At 32.0% G+C, this 16464-nt stretch carries 18 protein-coding genes; 1 reads left to right on the forward strand and 17 read right to left on the reverse strand.

Going from position 1 to position 16464, the window contains the following annotated elements:
• Nucleotides 1–85: 85 nt before the first annotated feature.
• The 17 genes from ACFVRR_RS08205 to ACFVRR_RS08285 form a co-directional block, all read right to left on the reverse strand.
• Nucleotides 86–589, reverse strand: coding sequence for a YpoC family protein (locus ACFVRR_RS08205; RefSeq protein ID WP_387326845.1), 504 nt, complete (start codon nt 587–589; stop codon nt 86–88).
• A complete protein-coding gene (nth, locus tag ACFVRR_RS08210) occupies nt 579–1241 on the reverse strand; it encodes an endonuclease III (RefSeq protein ID WP_387326847.1) in 663 nt (220 codons plus the stop codon). Before nth ends, ACFVRR_RS08205 begins: the two co-directional genes overlap by 11 nt.
• A gap of 229 nt (nt 1242–1470) precedes the next feature.
• Complete coding sequence (locus ACFVRR_RS08215) at nt 1471–2181, reverse strand: DnaD domain protein (protein WP_387326849.1); 711 nt, start codon at nt 2179–2181, stop codon at nt 1471–1473.
• Nucleotides 2182–2469: 288 nt separating this feature from the next.
• The gene (locus ACFVRR_RS08220; RefSeq protein WP_387326851.1) at nt 2470–3657 is read right to left on the reverse strand and encodes a pyridoxal phosphate-dependent aminotransferase; all 1188 of its coding nucleotides are present in this window, start codon (nt 3655–3657) and stop codon (nt 2470–2472) included.
• Between the two features lie 15 nt (nt 3658–3672).
• A complete protein-coding gene (locus ACFVRR_RS08225) occupies nt 3673–4137 on the reverse strand; it encodes a cell wall elongation regulator TseB-like domain-containing protein (RefSeq protein ID WP_387326854.1) in 465 nt (154 codons plus the stop codon).
• A gap of 11 nt (nt 4138–4148) precedes the next feature.
• Entirely contained in the window at nt 4149–4319 is a 171-nt protein-coding gene (locus ACFVRR_RS08230) for a YpmA family protein (protein ID WP_082459338.1), read from the reverse strand.
• Nucleotides 4320–4426: 107 nt separating this feature from the next.
• Nucleotides 4427–7216 (reverse strand): ATP-dependent DNA helicase DinG, encoded by a 2790-nt coding sequence (gene dinG / locus ACFVRR_RS08235; protein ID WP_387326858.1) that lies wholly within the window; start codon nt 7214–7216, stop codon nt 4427–4429.
• A gap of 201 nt (nt 7217–7417) precedes the next feature.
• Nucleotides 7418–7801 (reverse strand): aspartate 1-decarboxylase, encoded by a 384-nt coding sequence (panD, locus tag ACFVRR_RS08240; protein ID WP_025671415.1) that lies wholly within the window; start codon nt 7799–7801, stop codon nt 7418–7420.
• A 26-nt stretch (nt 7802–7827) separates the two neighbouring features.
• Complete coding sequence (gene panC / locus ACFVRR_RS08245; RefSeq protein ID WP_387326862.1) at nt 7828–8673, reverse strand: pantoate--beta-alanine ligase; 846 nt, start codon at nt 8671–8673, stop codon at nt 7828–7830.
• Nucleotides 8670–9512, reverse strand: coding sequence for a 3-methyl-2-oxobutanoate hydroxymethyltransferase (panB, locus tag ACFVRR_RS08250; RefSeq protein ID WP_387326865.1), 843 nt, complete (start codon nt 9510–9512; stop codon nt 8670–8672). Before panB ends, panC begins: the two co-directional genes overlap by 4 nt.
• A 381-nt stretch (nt 9513–9893) precedes the next feature.
• Nucleotides 9894–10877: a biotin--[acetyl-CoA-carboxylase] ligase gene (locus ACFVRR_RS08255; RefSeq protein ID WP_387326868.1), complete on the reverse strand. Its 984-nt coding sequence runs from the start codon at nt 10875–10877 to the stop codon at nt 9894–9896.
• The gene (locus tag ACFVRR_RS08260; protein ID WP_387326871.1) at nt 10862–12055 is read right to left on the reverse strand and encodes a CCA tRNA nucleotidyltransferase; all 1194 of its coding nucleotides are present in this window, start codon (nt 12053–12055) and stop codon (nt 10862–10864) included. The genes ACFVRR_RS08255 and ACFVRR_RS08260 overlap by 16 nt, the downstream gene beginning before the upstream one ends.
• Before the next feature lies 1 nt (nt 12056).
• Nucleotides 12057–13187, reverse strand: a complete 1131-nt coding sequence (bshA, locus tag ACFVRR_RS08265) for an N-acetyl-alpha-D-glucosaminyl L-malate synthase BshA (protein WP_387326874.1) — start codon at nt 13185–13187, stop codon at nt 12057–12059.
• Between the two features lie 30 nt (nt 13188–13217).
• Nucleotides 13218–13919, reverse strand: a complete 702-nt coding sequence (gene bshB1 / locus ACFVRR_RS08270; protein WP_387326877.1) for a bacillithiol biosynthesis deacetylase BshB1 — start codon at nt 13917–13919, stop codon at nt 13218–13220.
• A gap of 20 nt (nt 13920–13939) precedes the next feature.
• Nucleotides 13940–14302, reverse strand: coding sequence for a methylglyoxal synthase (gene mgsA, locus ACFVRR_RS08275; protein ID WP_097978877.1), 363 nt, complete (start codon nt 14300–14302; stop codon nt 13940–13942).
• Nucleotides 14303–14316: 14 nt separating this feature from the next.
• Nucleotides 14317–15120 carry a 4-hydroxy-tetrahydrodipicolinate reductase gene (dapB, locus tag ACFVRR_RS08280; RefSeq protein ID WP_387326880.1) on the reverse strand — a complete coding sequence of 268 codons (804 nt, stop codon included), beginning with the start codon at nt 15118–15120 and terminating at the stop codon, nt 14317–14319.
• Nucleotide 15121: 1 nt separating this feature from the next.
• Entirely contained in the window at nt 15122–15451 is a 330-nt protein-coding gene (locus ACFVRR_RS08285) for a nucleotide pyrophosphohydrolase (protein WP_098429770.1), read from the reverse strand.
• A 136-nt stretch (nt 15452–15587) separates the two neighbouring features.
• On the opposite strand from ACFVRR_RS08285, the gene ACFVRR_RS08290 reads away from it, so the two are divergent.
• Nucleotides 15588–16460, forward strand: coding sequence for a YitT family protein (locus ACFVRR_RS08290; RefSeq protein WP_387326884.1), 873 nt, complete (start codon nt 15588–15590; stop codon nt 16458–16460).
• Nucleotides 16461–16464: the final 4 nt, after the last annotated feature.

Consider the following 16464-nt stretch of genomic DNA (forward strand, 5'->3'; position numbering starts at 1 on the left):
TTTTTTGAGGAGGTTTTTCTATGTGATTAATCTAAACATTAAGCCTAAGAATAAATGATCTACTCTAAATATAAAATAAGCCTCCTCATCTTGAGGAGGTTATTTTTTGCTTATAATAAAGCTTTTCCAACTCCGTATATAAGCCAGAAAGTTGAATAAATGAGTGATAGTGATCTGGTTGATTTAATACAAAACTAATACGCTCATCTAAATTAATTGGCTTAATCTTTAATTTATTTAACTCAAGTAATAAATTATTTAAATTAAGCAGCATTTGGCCATTTATCCAAGTAAGAATTGATATAAAATTAGCTAAGCCTCTTATCATTGGTTCACTCGCAAGTTTTCGATTCCGTTGTTTTAAGTAGTTAGAAATGTGTTCAGACTCCTCTTTCCATTCATTAATCATCTCTTTAATAATTTCATCGCATTCATTCGGGATGTTAGTGCTCTTATTAACTAGAATCTGATAGCTTTCATAAAAAAACGGTTTATTTTTAATTTTAATTTCTTCATTGATTATTTGGTCATTAGCATTGTCTTTATAAAATGGCGTAACGATAAAATCTTTATAAATACTATTTGTCATTTACTTTCTTCACTTTCATACGTTTTTTTCCTTCTCTACACAGATCAAGTAAAGGACATACCTCACAACTCGGCCTTTGAGCTTTACAATGGTATCTACCAAAAAATATGAGTCGATGATGTGTTACTCCCCAGTCTTCGATTGGAACTTTTTTCATTAATGTCTCTTCTACTTCTAATACAGAATCTTTCCAACGGCATATAGCTAATCTTTTTGAAACTCTTTCAACATGAGTATCTACAGCAATTGCTGGTATATTAAATGCGACTGACATTACTACATTCGCTGTCTTTCTACCAACTCCAGGCAATTTAACGAGTTCTTCCCTAGTACGTGGAACTTCACCATTAAATTCATTAATAATCATTTCACTTAATTTTTGGATATTTTTTGCTTTGTTCCTAAAAAGTCCGATTGACCGAATATCATTTTGTAATTCCTCTAAAGTAACATTTAAATAATCCTGAGGTTCTTTATATTTTTCAAATAGATTTTTTGTTACCTTATTTACTAAAACATCAGTACATTGAGCGGATAAAGCAACCGCTACTACTAATTCAAACGGATTCTTATGGTTTAATTCACAATGTGCATCAGGGAACATATCACCAATTATATTAAGAACCTCATTTATTTGTTGTTTATTTAACATCCCAAAACACTCCTTACTAAACAAAAGCGAGGAGCATGTCCTCGCTTCAGACTACCTGACAATCGCCGCTTTCTTCGTTGTTTCGCCTGCCCTGTAGTGCTCATTACCCTTTAAAGGTTACTCCGCTCCTCACCAAGCTTCACGCCTCGAAAGACAAACGCTTTTTTGACAGTCTGTTCAAATTTTTTGTACATTGTTTACACAATAAAGCGAGGAGCATGTCCTCGCTTTATTTTTCAAGCCAATTATAAAAAGGAATTGATCCTGTATACTTTGTTTCGTTTTGTGGTTCTCTTGTTTCTTTTTTTCTAAAATGCTTACTATAATTCATTGCTTGGTCTACTTGCTTTATTCCATTTTTCTTCCACTCAAAAAGAATACGATCTATATAACGAAAATTTAATTTCCCACTAATAACTGCTTCTTTAAGTGCTGTTTTTATTAGTTTTTCATTATGATCATCTTGGTCCATCCACATTGTTAAAGTTTCAATCTCAAAAGGAGACAATAATCTACCAAATTCTTTTTCAAACACTAAGTAAATTGATTCCTCTTCTTGTTCAATAATTGAAGGAATAGTATGTTTTTCATTTGATTGTTGACCTTTCTGGGTCAAATCAATTAATTTTAACCATAGCGGAGATAGTGAATATGCCTCACAACGTAAATTATGATGGTCAATTTCTTCCGTAATTTCTAATAAACCTTTTTTTAGAAGTTCTCGAATAACTTCCATACATTTTTGTTCATTTATTGACATAATCTTTGCTAATTGAGTAGGTGTTGGAAACGTATGACCTTGTTGTTGAAAAGAGAAAAGCTGTAGAATCATGACTAGTTCTTCTTCATTTATGTTTAAAGAAGAATAATGACTGAGAAGTATATTTGGAATACTAATATTCCCAAATTGAATCCAGTTTAGAATGCTATTATTATTCACTTCGAACACCTCTAGCATAGTATAGCATGATTACATAAAATATACAGTAAAAGAAACTCGTGAAATAAAAATAAATAGAGGCATGTAAATCACACCTCTATTTTAGTATATCTATTTAGTATTTAAAAAACCAACTAATAAATTATTTAATTAAGGATATAGTCTGTTTAATAAATAGGAAATGCTTTTGCTTAGTGGTGCTTAAAATTAATACAAAAAATGTATTGAAAAAAGCTAAGCATTTGCTTAGCTTTTTTATTTAAAAATATGAGTTACCAACGATTGAAATTAACTTAAGATACTTGCTTTCATAAATTGCTCAATGCGATCTAAAGCTTTATCTAACTGTACTTGAGATGTTGCATATGATAGTCGGATATTATCAGGTGAACCAAATCCTGAACCAGGGATTACCGCTACATTAGCTTTTTCAAGTAATTCAGTAGAGAATTCATCTACATTTTGATATCCAGCCATTTTAGCTGCCTCAGTCACATTTGGGAATAAATAAAATGCACCATTTGGTTTAACACAGCTAAATCCTGGAATTGTAATTAAGCGCTCATAAGTTTTATTTAAACGATCTTCAAACGCTACTCTCATTTCCTCAACAGGACCATCGCCTAACTCATATGCTTTAATCGTAGCGATTTGAGCCATTGTAGTAGGATTTGAAGTAGAGTGGCTAGCAAGATTTGTCATGGCATTAATTATTTCCTTATTACCAACAGCATATCCAATTCTCCATCCTGTCATTGAATGAGATTTTGATACACCATTGATAATAATCGTTTGCTCTTTAAGCTCTGGGCTTAACGAAGCAATTGAAACATGTTTTGCATCATCATATACTAATTTCTCATATATTTCGTCAGAAACGATTAATATATCATGTTTTAAACAAATTTCTCCGATTGCTTTTAATTCTTGCTCATCGTAAATCATACCAGTTGGATTACTTGGTGAATTAATAATGATCGCTTTTGTATTCTCTGTAATCGCTGCTTCGATTTGTTCAGGTGTTACTTTAAATTGTTGATGTTCATAACCTTCAATAAATACTGGTACACCTTCTGCTAATATAACTTGCTCAGGATAGCTTACCCAGTAAGGTGTCGGAATAATTACTTCGTGACCAGGATCTAAAATCGCTTGAAAAAGTGTGTAAAGTGCATGTTTTGCACCATTTGTAACTACAACCTCTCCTGGGGAGTAAGTTAATCCTTGATCTTTCAATAACTTATCACAAATAGTTTGTCTTAAAGCTGGTAAACCGTTTGAAGGAGTATATTTAGTTTGGCCTTTAAGCATTGCTGAATAAGCTTCTTCAATAATTTCAACTGGTGTATTAAAATCAGGCTCACCTGCTCCTAATCCTATTACATCAATTCCTTGATCCTTCATCTCTTTTGCTTTTGCTGTAATAGCTAGTGTTGTAGATGGTGTTAGTGCACTTACTCTTTTTGCTAGTTTCATCTTGTTAATTTCCCCCTAAATACTATAACGTTTTAAAAGCTCTCCATTTTCGAAAGCAGCGTAGTAAAAATTATATCGGCCGTCTTGGTCTATATATACTACTTCCCAAAGTGGTATTTTGTTCTCTATTCCTAACTTTACTTTATGTATTTTTTTTGGGTTTCTCTCACTGACAACTTTGTCAATGATTTGTTTTTGGGTCAATCCTTCACTTTTCTTTCGTGTAATAACTTCTCCATCCTGTACCCACGCGATCATTTCATTATTTGCATCATCTTTACCACTTACAACGATCGCTTGTTCTTTTCCATGGAAATAATCAGAAGTTTCCACAGATTTTAAATACCCTTGATTTAAAACAAGCTCTTCGGCATGTTTTTTATCATCACTTAGCATTGAAATTGATGATTGATAGGTAGCGATTAAAAATAATGATAGAAAAATGATGCTTAATCCAAGGATGACTAACCATTTTTTCATATATACCTCATTTATGTTCGATAAATTGTAAATACCGCATATTCTTGATCTTCTTTATCAAGTGCAAGACCAAACATTAAATCTTTTTCTTTTAAAGTACGATTTAAACTATCAACAATTTTGTATAAATCTCTAGTATATTCAATTTTTGTTGTTGATAATACTTCAATATTTGAATTCATGTTGCTCCTCCTAAAAATGTATTATAAATACATTACAATTTATGTCATTATACCACACGTCTAACCTTAAATCCCCTACTATTCTTATGCTAAATTTTGAAAAACTCCTAAAAATCTTTTAATAATTCATCCATTGTATTAATTTTTATTTTGTTTTTCGGAATTAACTTTAAAAATTCTGAACCATAACTAGTATTTATTATGCGATTATCTAAAACAAATAATGAACCTTGATCTTTTTCATTTCGGATAAGACGACCATAACCTTGTCTGAACTTAAATACTGCTAATGGTAAAGCTAAACTTGAGAAAGAATTTTCTCCAGCTTTTTTTAATAAATTTGATTTAGCAATAAACATAGGCTTTTCAGGGTTTGTAAACGGTAAGCGTACAATGATTAAACAATCTAATTCTTCATTAGGTAGGTCAATTCCTTCCCAAAAAGTGTTCGTACCTAATAAAATTGTTTGTTTAGATTGTAAAAACTGTTTTATTAACTTTTGTTTTCCACCAGGAGAAACACCTTGAGCTAATACAGATGAATTCAGTGAGTCTAAATCTTGTATTAATTGATCATAAGTCTGTTTTAATAAATCAAAAGCTGTAAATAAAACTAATGTTCTACCTTTTATTTCCGTAACAATTTTGCGAATTGTATTCGAAGTTTGTAATGCATACTCTTCTTGAGTGATTTCTTTTATTCCCATTAAATCTGAAGGAATATAGACTCTCATCCCTTGGGCAAAATCATTTGGGACAGGGTAGATTTTTTCAATAACATTGTTATTTTCACTAATTCCTAATGATGACCTTATAAATGAGAAGGATGAATCAATCGACATTGTAGCAGATGTTAGTACAATAGAATTTCTTCCACTAATTAAATAATTTTGTATTAAATCTGCATTTTCAACTTTCTCACTATAAAGCATTGTCGTATGAAATGAACCTTTTGCTTCAGTTTCCATCCAGCAAATATAATGATCATTTTTATCGAATAATATTTCATAAAGACCATTTTTCATGCTTTTTAATTGGTCAATAATCATTTTAAACTCCTTAACGATTGAACGGTGAAACGCCGATACCTTATTATCTTCAATTAAATTTAAATATTGCTCGCAACCCGTGAATAAAGTGTTATTCACATGCATTAATCTATTCGCACATTCTTGAATAACCTTCCAATTTTGGCTAGCAGTATTTTTATCACTTAATGTAATTGACTGTCTAATATTTTCTTTATCAAGTTCATTTTGTTTACTTAAAATAAAATCACGTAATAACCTAAATAACTCTTCTGATTCATACTTTATTTCTTTTACTAAATGATCAACTTTTTTCCACCATTTTTCACGATTTGGTATTCCCTCATCAAATTTATATAATCGGTGAACAAGTTCATTACTATCAGTAGTACTTAATCTACTTAAATATTGATAATATTTTAAACAAGAAAAAGTGATTCCAAAAGTTTTTGATGCAGTCTCCTCAAGAGCATGTGCCTCATCAATTACAATCGTTTTAACAGAATTAATTAAGTGATCTTTATTTTTTAAAGTAGACAATAAATATGCATGGTTTGTAATAATTATATCGGCTAACATTAATTGATTTTTAGCCTTTTGATAAAAACATTTATGAAACCAAGGATTTGCTTTTTTATTTTCACTTTCTTCGTTACAACAAACACGATCCCATAAATGTAAGCCACCTGAAGGGAGTGATAATTCATCTAACTCCCCAGTTTCAGTTTCAGTTAACCAAACTGTTATCATAGCCTTAGATAAAATGCTATCGTAATTATCATCAAATTGTTCGCCAACAATATACTCAAATTTTTGCAGACATAGATAATTTCTTTTACTTTGTATAGAAGCTATTTTTAACTGAAATGGAACTATTTTTTCAACCGTTTTTATATGTTTTTTAAGTAATTGTTTTTGTAACGCGATGGTACTTGTACTAATGACCACTTGTTTGCCAAATTGTTTTGAGAAAAATGCTGATGGAATTAAATAACCAAATGTCTTGCCAACACCTGTTCCAGCCTCAGCTAAGAGAATATTATTCTGGCTAAATGCATCGAACACATCGTGCATATACGCAAATTGTTCATCTCTTTTTATAAAATTTGGAATTTCTACAGCCATCTGATCTACAAGCTCAAGTTTAAGATGCTCGTCGAATTCTACAAAATCTTCTTCTTCTTGAGGTAAGCTAAAGCTTCTTTTTTTAAGCGCTATTCGTCTAAATTCTTCATAATCAACAGATTCATTTGAAAAGGATTCAGATTGCTTTTGAAGTAGATCCGAAATATAGTATGTAATGTCACTTTTAAAGCTAGTGCTAAGTTTTTCTAATATTTTTAATGATGCATATGGCAAGCTCTCAAGTTTTTTTAATAAAATGGTTAATAATTCGGCAGTTACTTCAGCATCACTATCAGCTTGATGTGGGTTTTCATGTTGTATATTGAATACTTTTGCTAGATCAGATAATTTATAACTAGTTAAGGTTGGATATAAAATTCTTGTTAACTCTACTGTATCAATAGCTAACGGTGAAATTTCTGGTAAACCAATCCGCTCAAATTCTTTTTTCAAAAATGTTAAGTCAAAATGCACATTATGTGCAACAAAATAAGCGTCATTAAACATCGGGTATAATTCTTCGACTATTTGTTCAAATTGAGGAGCATATTGAACCATTTCATCTGAAATCCCTGTTAGTTCAGAAATAAAGGTTGGAATATTCATGTTTGGATTAATAAAACTTGAAAACTGTTCAATAACTTCTCCACTTTCCAATAAAAAGGCTGCAATTTGAATAATTCGATCTTGACCTCTATTATTATTTCCGGTTGTTTCTAAGTCAACGACCACAAATTTATTCATATTTTGCCACCTCCAAATTCTCTATATAGATATTATTTTGCATAAACAGATTAAACAATGCAACCAACAAAAAAATCCCCTTAAGAAGGGGATTTCAAATTGCCCTCAAACGCTCGTTTTCTTCGCTGTTTCTCTTGTTGTGTTAAATACTTTTGATCCTCATCATGTATCTTCATGCTTCGAAATTCAAAAGTTGACTTTTTACTTAACTGTACCTGCAATTTCTTTGCCAATCATTTCGACAATTTCATTTGCATCATTTAAAATAGCAATCTTTGGTTCATGTTGATCCAGTTTCTCTTCCTCTACCTGACCATATGCAATAATAATTACTTTGTCGCCTTCTTGAACCAATCTAGCTGCTGCACCGTTAAGACAAATTACACCACTTCCACGTTTTCCTGGAATAACATATGTCTCAAGTCGTGCACCGTTATTATTATTTACAATTTGAACTTTTTCGTTTTCAAGTACATCAACAGCATCCATTAAATCTTGATCAATTGTAATACTTCCAACATAATTTAAATTAGCTTCTGTAACTGTAGCTCTATGAAGTTTTGCTCTCATCATTGTGCGAATCATGTCATTTCCCCCTAGTTGTTCAATCCTTAAATAGAAATTAAAATATTATCGATTAAGCGAGCATTAGAAAATTTAACTGCTAACGCAATAATTACTTTTCCATTTATTTTATTTAAAGGCTCTAAATCTGGATAAGAATAAATACTTACGTAATCTACTGTTCCAGATGTTTCACTTTGTATTGTAGAAATAATATTTTGCTTAAGTTGAGCTGGATTTAAATTCCCATTATTTATCTCTTCAACTGCTTTTTGTAAACTTTTATAAAGAACTGGTGCTTCTTGTCTTTCTTTGTCTGTTAAATAGACATTTCTTGAACTTTTAGCTAATCCATCTTCTTCTCTAATAGTTGGAACTGGATTAATTTTTACAGGAATATTAAAGTCTTCAACTAAACCTTCAATTACAGCGACTTGCTGAGCATCCTTTAATCCAAAATAAGCTTGGTCTGGTTGAACAATATTAAATAATTTTGTTACAACTAATGCAACACCATCAAAATGTCCAGGTCTTTTTTCACCACAAAGGACATCTACTCGTTTTGTTACTTTCATAGTTGATTTTAATTCATTTGGATACATTTCTTCAACTGTTGGATAAAAGAGGCAATCTACACCAGCATTTAGTGCAACTTTTTCATCTCGCTCAAAGTCCCTTGGATATCGGTCAAAATCTTCATTCGGGCCAAATTGAGTCGGATTAACAAATATACTTAAAACGACGATATCATTATTTTTTCTAGCTTCTTCTAATAATGACGCATGACCTTCATGTAAAAACCCCATTGTTGGAACAAATCCAATCGATTTTTCATTTTTTCTGTGAACTTTTAATTCATTTCTTAAATCATTTATCGTGTGAAACACTTTCATTGCGAACTTCCCCCGTATAATGCCTTTAACTGTTCTTCTTTCATCGTAAACGAATGTTTAGTATCTGGAAATTGTCTAGTTTTAACTTCTTGTACATATGAAGCAATTGCATTTTCAATTGTTGTAGAGACATTTGCATACTGTTTAACAAACTTAGCTACACGACCAACACCATATGTTATTAAATCATGGTAAACAAGTACTTGACCATCTGTATCAACACCAGCACCTATTCCTATTGTTGGAATGGAAAGATCCTTAGTAATATCCTTTGCAATTTGCTTTGGTACACATTCAAGTACGATTGCAAATGCACCTGCTTCTTCACATTTTTTTGCATCGTTAAACAATTTCATCGCACTTTCAGAGTCACGTGCTTGAACTTTATAGCCACCTAATACACCTACAGATTGAGGAGTCAATCCTAAATGAGCTATAACTGGTACTCCCGCGATTGTTAATGCTTTAATCACATCTAAGACATTTTCATCTGCGCCTTCAACTTTAACAGCGTGTGCATCACCTTCTTGCATAATGCGACATGCACTACGTAATGCTTCTTCTTTTGAAAAGTGGTAAGACATGAATGGCATATCTGTCACTATAAACGTATTTTTTGCCCCGCGTTTAACAGCTTTTGAGTGATGAATCATGTCATCTACAGTCACCTTAATTGTAGAATCATATCCTAGGACAACATTCCCAAGTGAGTCACCGACTAAAATCATATCTACTTCACTTGCTTCTGCTAATAGTGCTGATGGGTAATCATAAGCAGTAATCATGACAATTGGGTCATTATTTTGTTTCATGTTTAAAAAATCTTTTGTTGTTTTCATCTTTTTTCCTCCTTTTAAATGAAGAGGAAATGGGGGCTACAATAAAAAAACTTTGCTCTGGGAGAGAACAAAGGAAAATTGTAAACCGTCTCATTCCTCTGTCCCAGTCCTTATAGGATCAAGGCAGACACATTTTTTGAATTGATTTTTTAAAACCTGGTGTAGTTCTTCTTAGGATACTAAAGTTTGATTGACCCTATTCAGATACCACCCTTGAAGTATCAGCGATAGTCGCGACCCTTCCAATACAGTTTATAGTAAGAATAGCAATTAAGTAAAGAAAAAACTTGGTATTATTTACAAATATACGTGGCAATTATACAGCAAATAAAATAACTCTCTTTCAAATATAAAAAGAGAGTTGTTTTATTTCGTATTACATTATTTATTTATCGAAATATCCGCTGAATAAATTGTATGAACATTACCTAAGTGGTCTTCAATCAATAATTGACCTTCATCAGTAATTCCAATGGCATTACCGACAATTTCTTCGGTTAAAGTCGTGGCTTTTATTTGTTTCCCTAGCGAGATTGCATAGCTTTCCCATAAAATTTTTATCGGTTTAAAACCTTTTTCTAAAAATATTTCATAGAACTTTTCAAATTCAGCTAATATAGATTGAATTAAATTTGCCCTCAGAAAGGTTTGTCCTTTTTCAATACGTAATGATGTAGCGATATCTGACAGTTCTAACGGGTAATCTTCTTCAACTTGATTAACATTGATCCCAATACCTATGACAACGCTTTTAATGCAATCAGCGTCACCTTGCATTTCAGTTAAGATTCCACAAACTTTTTTATTATTGATTAAAATATCATTTGGCCATTTTATATTTGGATGTAAACCGGTCACTTTTTCGATGGCTGAAGCAATGACTACAGCCGTTAATAATGTTAGCTGAGGTGCTACTCTAGGTGAAATAGCTGGTTTAAGGATCACACTCATTGCTATTGCTTTTCCATCAGAAGTTAACCAGTTTCTTTGTAATCTGCCTCGACCTAATAATTGACGCTCAGCCAAAACAATCGTACCTTCTGGAGCATCATTTAGCACTAATTCATTAGCAATCGTTTGGGTTGAATTAGTTTCTTCTTGGTATACGACATTTCTTCCAAATTTTTTCGTTTCTAAACCTAGTTGAATATCCGTTGGAGTTAATCGATCAGATTTGCCTGTTATTTTATATCCAACCTTCCTTACTGCTTCAACTTCAATTCCCTCATCTTGCAATTCTTTCATGTATTTCCATATTGCAGTACGTGAAATTCCTAATTCATCACTCAAAAATTGACCTGATAAATATTCATTACTATTTTCCGTAAACAATTGTATAATTCTTTCTTTTACTTTTGAAGCCAATTTATGAACCACTCCTTAACAGCAAGTTGGTTATTCTCAAGCTGGTTCTCTACTAATTGAAATTCTATTTTACTTAATACTTCTTTCAACCATGGACCACCTTTTAATTGTGACCATTCTAATAAATCATTACCTGTAATACATATATCTGCCTTAGAATAAATCGGTAATTGATTATATCTATTTTTTAATAATTCCTCATTAAATTCATTTGCATTTATATGATCAATGACACACTGTAAACGCTCATATTTTATTGCATCCTGTAATCCAACTTGATATAACTTTGTATTGCTCCATTTAATTTTCGTTTCATTTAACAAATGATAAATCTTTAATATTTGTTTCATGCGACTATTCGACATCTTCCAATTTCTTAAAACCTGTTCTGGGTTATCAACATTACATTTAAATATTATTAGCGCCCAAATCTCTTCAATTGTTTTTATTGATTGAATAGGAAGTTCTAAAAGATCATTAAACTGATTTGTATATTCTTTTAAGCTTGGAAGATGATTTACTAAATTTGTTTGTATTAATAGTCCGATGCCTTTTTTAGGTGACTTTCCTATTAACATTTTTTCTATTTCAACCGAAATGCGTTCAATGGCTATATTTTCAATTAAATGTTTATTTGATTTAATTGCGTTAAACGTTTCATCATGTAAACGAAAATCTAATTGGCTTACAAAACGTATACCTCTCAGCATTCTAAGAGCATCTTCTTGAAATCTTTCCTTCGCTTCACCAACACATCTAATTAGCCCATCATAAAGATCAATTGTACCATTAAAAGGATCTATTATTTCATTTTTCGTCGTCATAGCAATGGCATTCATTGTAAAATCTCTTCGTTTTAAATCTTCTTCGATTGATTTTACGAATGTAACCTCCGATGGTCTACGAAAATCATGATATGTTGATTCAGTACGGAATGTTGTAATCTCATATGGCTCACTATTTTGTATAACTAAAACAGTTCCGTGCTGTAATCCAGTAGGAACGGTTTTTGGAAATATTGACATAACCTCTTCAGGTAAAGCTGAAGTTGCAATATCAATATCTCCAATTGTTCTATTTAATAATTTATCTCTAACACAACCGCCGACAAAATAGGCCTCGAAGCCATTTTTTATTAATTGATCTAATATCGGCTTTGCTTTATCAAAAATTTCCATATTATTTCATTCCTAATAACTCATTATAAATGGATAAATATTGTGAAACGATTTTATTTGATTGAAATCTTTCTTTAACAATTTCAATCGAGCGAATTGATATGCGTTTATATAGTTCTTCATCTTGTAATAAGTTGAGTGTATAATAAGCGATTTGTTCAATATCTCCTAGTTCACAAATAAATCCGTTTTCTCCATGTTCGATTACTTCTGGAATCCCACCAACTCTAGTACCGATACATGGAACTCCACAAGCCATCGCCTCAAGTAATACTAATCCAAAGCTTTCTTTTGACGAAAGAAGTAATTTTATATCGCTCATTGAAAGTAACTCTTCAACATTTTCTTGCTTTCCTAAAAATAAAACATCATCCTCAATACCAAGCTCTCTTACTAATTTACATAAACTTGAGATTTCCGGACCATCTCCAACTAAAAGTAACTTAGATGGAATTTCTTTTCTTACTAAATTAAATACATCTACTACATCTTTTGTTCGTTTAACTTGGCGGAAATTAGAAATATGTATAATGACTTTTTCATGCTCTAAAATCCCGTACTCTGCTTTTAATGTCTGGCAATTTCTTTTGTAATACACTCTTTCATCAATAAAATTATACACAGTTTTTATTTCTTTATCAGGGTTAACTAATTCCTCTGTTTGACGAATTAAATCATTTGAGACTGCAGTTACAACATCTGATTTTTCAATCCCGAACTTAATTAACTCTGTTAAAGATGAGTCATAACCAAGGACAGTTATATCTGTACCATGTAATGTCGTTACAATTTTAATATCATGATGAATCATTTGTTTTGCTAGAACAGCACATATTGCATGCGGAATCGCATAATGTACATGTAAAATATCTAATTTTTCACGGTTTGCAATTTCAGCCATCTTACTCGCCAATGCTAAATCATATGGAGGATATTGGAAAACTGAATATTGATTTACTTCAACTGCATGATAATAAATATTAGGATATACTTTATTTAAACGAAACGGCATACTTGATGAAATAAAATGAATTTCATGTCCTAGTTCTGCTAATAACTTTCCTAGCTCAGTTGCAATCACACCAGAACCGCCTACTGAAGGATAACATGTAATCCCAATTTTTAATTTCATTTTATCTCTCCTAAACTTCTTCATTTCTTCTTAAACTAACCAATCTGCATTTAATAGGAGTGGTCTTTTTGTCATAAACCCTTCCCCATATGGCACTCCGGCTTCTTTCCCAAAAATTTTTTCTCTTGCAATTACGCTATTTACATAGTCGTTTGTTAAAGGCGTAACGACACCATCTGGACCGGGAGTAAATTGACTTTCATATGCTTCTAAAGCTGCTCTTTTGACTTCAATCGTTTCAGAAACATCAACTATAAAATTAGGTCGATGAAACCCATTAATCATATATTGAAAAACATGTTTTACCTTGTGAGCTTCATGATTTGTATTTGCATTAAATTTTCTAATCCCAGATGAAAAAACAGCTTCTTCTACTATTTTTGTACAATTACCATGATCAGGATGACGATCCACTTCATATGGCGAGAAAATAATACTAGGCTTCGTCATTCGAATTAATGCAGCTACTTGTTTAATCGCTTCCTCAGATAAGTATAGCCCCCTATCTGGTAATGATAAATTAAAACGCTTTGAAACCCCTAAAATCTTATCTGCTTCTTCAGCTTCTTTTCTTCTAATAAAAGTATCTCCATTTGATGAGAGCTCCGCTTCCGTTAAATCACAAATAGCAACCTTATAGCCTAACTTAGTAAACTTAGCAATCGTACCTGCCATTCCAATCTCAACATCATCTGGATGCGCTCCAAACGCTAGTACATCAAAATATTCCACTTATCTCACTCTCTTTCAAACTAACTAAAAAATTTCACAACTGCCTTAGCGGTTTGAATGTTCGTTGCCACCGGGACATGAAAAACATCGCATAGCCTTAATAAAGCATTTACATCTGGTTCATGCGGTTGAGCAGTTAATGGATCCCTAAAAAAGAAAATTGCGTCCATTTTCCCTTTAGCAATTAATGCACCTATTTCTTGATCTCCTCCGAGTGGACCAGATTGAAAACGATAAACGTTTAAAGTTGTATTTTCCATTACACGTAGTCCTGTAGTACCTGTTGAAAATAGTTCATGCTGCTGAAAAAAAGATTCATTTTCTTGAACGAACGTTACTAATGCGTCTTTTCTGTTATCGTGAGCAATTAGAGCTATTTTCACTTCCTACCCCACCTTTAGTCCATTATATTTTCTAATCCGTAGACTAGCTCTGTAAGCTTCATTACTTCCTCAACGGCTACTTTAACTCCAGACATAAAAGAAGCTCGATTCATTGAATCATGTCGAATTGTTAATAGTTGACCATCACCACCGAATAAAACTTGTTGATGCGCAACTAAACCAGGTAATCTCACGCTATGAACTCTCATTCCATTTAGATCTGCACCTCTAGCTCCAGCTTCAGTTTCAACTTCATTTGGATGTCCTTGTATTTTCGATTCACGAACTTCCTCAATCATTTGAACTGTTTTAAGAGCAGTACCTGAAGGCGCATCTAATTTTTGGTCATGATGTAACTCAATAATTTCGATATCTTTAAAATATTTGGCTGCCATTGCAGAGAATTTCATCATTAATATAGCACCAATTGCAAAATTTGGCGCAATAATACAACCTAGCTCATTATTTGTAGCTAACTCTTTTAAATCATCAAGCTCCTCTTTTGTAAAACCAGTTGTACCGATTACAGGGCGAATACCATTTTTTAATGCTAAAAATGCATGTTTTTTTCCAATTTCAGGAGTTGTTAAATCAACAAGTACATCAAAGCTTTCATTTTCAATACATTGCTCTAATGTTTCATATACTTTTGCTTCACCTTTAAAGCCAGGGCTAACCTTTTGGATTTGTTCTCCACCTAATTTATAATCTACTGCAGCTACAAGGTGAAAATGCTCAGTTCGATCGATTAATTGTAAAGCTTCAATTCCCATTTTACCTCTTGGTCCTGCTAATACAACTCTAATTACTTTTTCCATTTTAAACTTCCTTCCTTGTCCAACGATCTTTATCTCGAGTATTAAACTTCTTCATCACCATATCATGAGCTTCTTGTAAGTCTATATTTAGGCTATTTGCTAAACAAATCATAACAAATAAGACATCACCTAACTCTTCTTCAATTAGCTTTTCTTCTTCTGTGCTTTTCTTAGGCTTTTCACCATAAGTATGATTGATTTCTCTAGCTAACTCACCCATTTCTTCAGTTAACCTAGCCATCATTGCTAAAGGACTAAAATACCCTTCTTTAAATTGACCTATATATGTATCGACTTCTTTTTGCATTTCATTCATCGTTTTTTCGTGCATACTAATATCAACTCCTCAATTAAATCTTATCGAATTGACCACTTTTTGACAAATTATATATTATTTTACTTGAAAAAAATACAAGATAAGATAAAAATAAGAGTTTAGGGTAATTTTTATAGTATGGAGGAAGTATATGATTTTTAAATTGAAGTTACGCAATATCTTTTTTATTATTTTAGGTTCTGCAATTTTTTCTTTTGGAATTATGAATATAAATATTCCAAACAATCTAGCTGAAGGTGGCTTTACGGGAATTAACTTAATTCTTTTAGCTGAACTAAATATTCCCGTTTGGATCTCAAACTTAGTATTAAACGTCCCTTTATTTTTTATTGGTTGGAGATTACTTGGTACAGTGACAATGCTTTATACAATCATTGGTACTGTTGCAGTCTCATTTTTCTTAAAATTATTTGAGAAATTTACTTTCAATATAGATGTTCATGGCGATTTAATGTTAGCTTCATTATTTGCGGGTGTATTTATTGGTGTAGGTTTAGGAATTATTTTTAGATTTGGTGGAACTACTGGTGGTGTCGATATCATTGCTCGTTTAGCATATAAATACAAAGGTATTAATATGGGTAAAACGATGTTTATTTTTGACTTTGTTGTCATTACACTTTCACTTTTAACTTACTTAAAAGCATATGAAGCAATGTATACCCTAGTAGCAGTTTTCGTCGGAGCAAGAATTATTGATTTTATGCAAGAAGGTGCATACGCTGCTCGTGGCGCAAATATTATTTCTGAGAAAAATGATTTAATTGCCGCTCGAATTATGAAAGAAATGGAACGAGGCGCAACTTATTTAAAAGCAACAGGAACATTTACTGGAGAAAGCAAAGACGTTTTATTTTGTGTCGTTCCTAAAAACGAATTAGTTCATTTAAAAAACATCATTCAAGATATCGATCCACACGCTTTTGTAGCCGTTACAGAAGTGCATGATGTACTAGGTGAAGGCTTTACATTAGATGAAAATAAAGTCCCTCTTCACCCTTAATTTT

The organism is Gottfriedia sp. NPDC057948 (assembly GCF_042887255.1).
Lineage (GTDB): Bacteria > Bacillota > Bacilli > Bacillales > Bacillaceae_G > Gottfriedia.

What these genes read in the sequence shown, in the direction of transcription:
- ACFVRR_RS08205 (WP_387326845.1), bottom strand. Translation starts at nt 589, where the DNA reads ATGACAAATAGTATTTATAAAGATTTTATCGTTACGCCATTTTATAAA.
- nth (WP_387326847.1), bottom strand. Translation starts at nt 1,241, where the DNA reads ATGTTAAATAAACAACAAATAAATGAGGTTCTTAATATAATTGGTGAT.
- ACFVRR_RS08220 (WP_387326851.1), bottom strand. Translation starts at nt 3,657, where the DNA reads ATGAAACTAGCAAAAAGAGTAAGTGCACTAACACCATCTACAACACTA.
- ACFVRR_RS08225 (WP_387326854.1), bottom strand. Translation starts at nt 4,137, where the DNA reads ATGAAAAAATGGTTAGTCATCCTTGGATTAAGCATCATTTTTCTATCA.
- ACFVRR_RS08230 (WP_082459338.1), bottom strand. Translation starts at nt 4,319, where the DNA reads ATGAATTCAAATATTGAAGTATTATCAACAACAAAAATTGAATATACT.
- dinG (WP_387326858.1), bottom strand. Translation starts at nt 7,216, where the DNA reads ATGAATAAATTTGTGGTCGTTGACTTAGAAACAACCGGAAATAATAAT.
- panD (WP_025671415.1), bottom strand. Translation starts at nt 7,801, where the DNA reads ATGATTCGCACAATGATGAGAGCAAAACTTCATAGAGCTACAGTTACA.
- panC (WP_387326862.1), bottom strand. Translation starts at nt 8,673, where the DNA reads ATGAAAGTGTTTCACACGATAAATGATTTAAGAAATGAATTAAAAGTT.
- panB (WP_387326865.1), bottom strand. Translation starts at nt 9,512, where the DNA reads ATGAAAACAACAAAAGATTTTTTAAACATGAAACAAAATAATGACCCA.
- ACFVRR_RS08260 (WP_387326871.1), bottom strand. Translation starts at nt 12,055, where the DNA reads ATGGAAATTTTTGATAAAGCAAAGCCGATATTAGATCAATTAATAAAA.
- bshA (WP_387326874.1), bottom strand. Translation starts at nt 13,187, where the DNA reads ATGAAATTAAAAATTGGGATTACATGTTATCCTTCAGTAGGCGGTTCT.
- dapB (WP_387326880.1), bottom strand. Translation starts at nt 15,120, where the DNA reads ATGGAAAAAGTAATTAGAGTTGTATTAGCAGGACCAAGAGGTAAAATG.
- ACFVRR_RS08285 (WP_098429770.1), bottom strand. Translation starts at nt 15,451, where the DNA reads ATGCACGAAAAAACGATGAATGAAATGCAAAAAGAAGTCGATACATAT.
- ACFVRR_RS08290 (WP_387326884.1), top strand. Translation starts at nt 15,588, where the DNA reads ATGATTTTTAAATTGAAGTTACGCAATATCTTTTTTATTATTTTAGGT.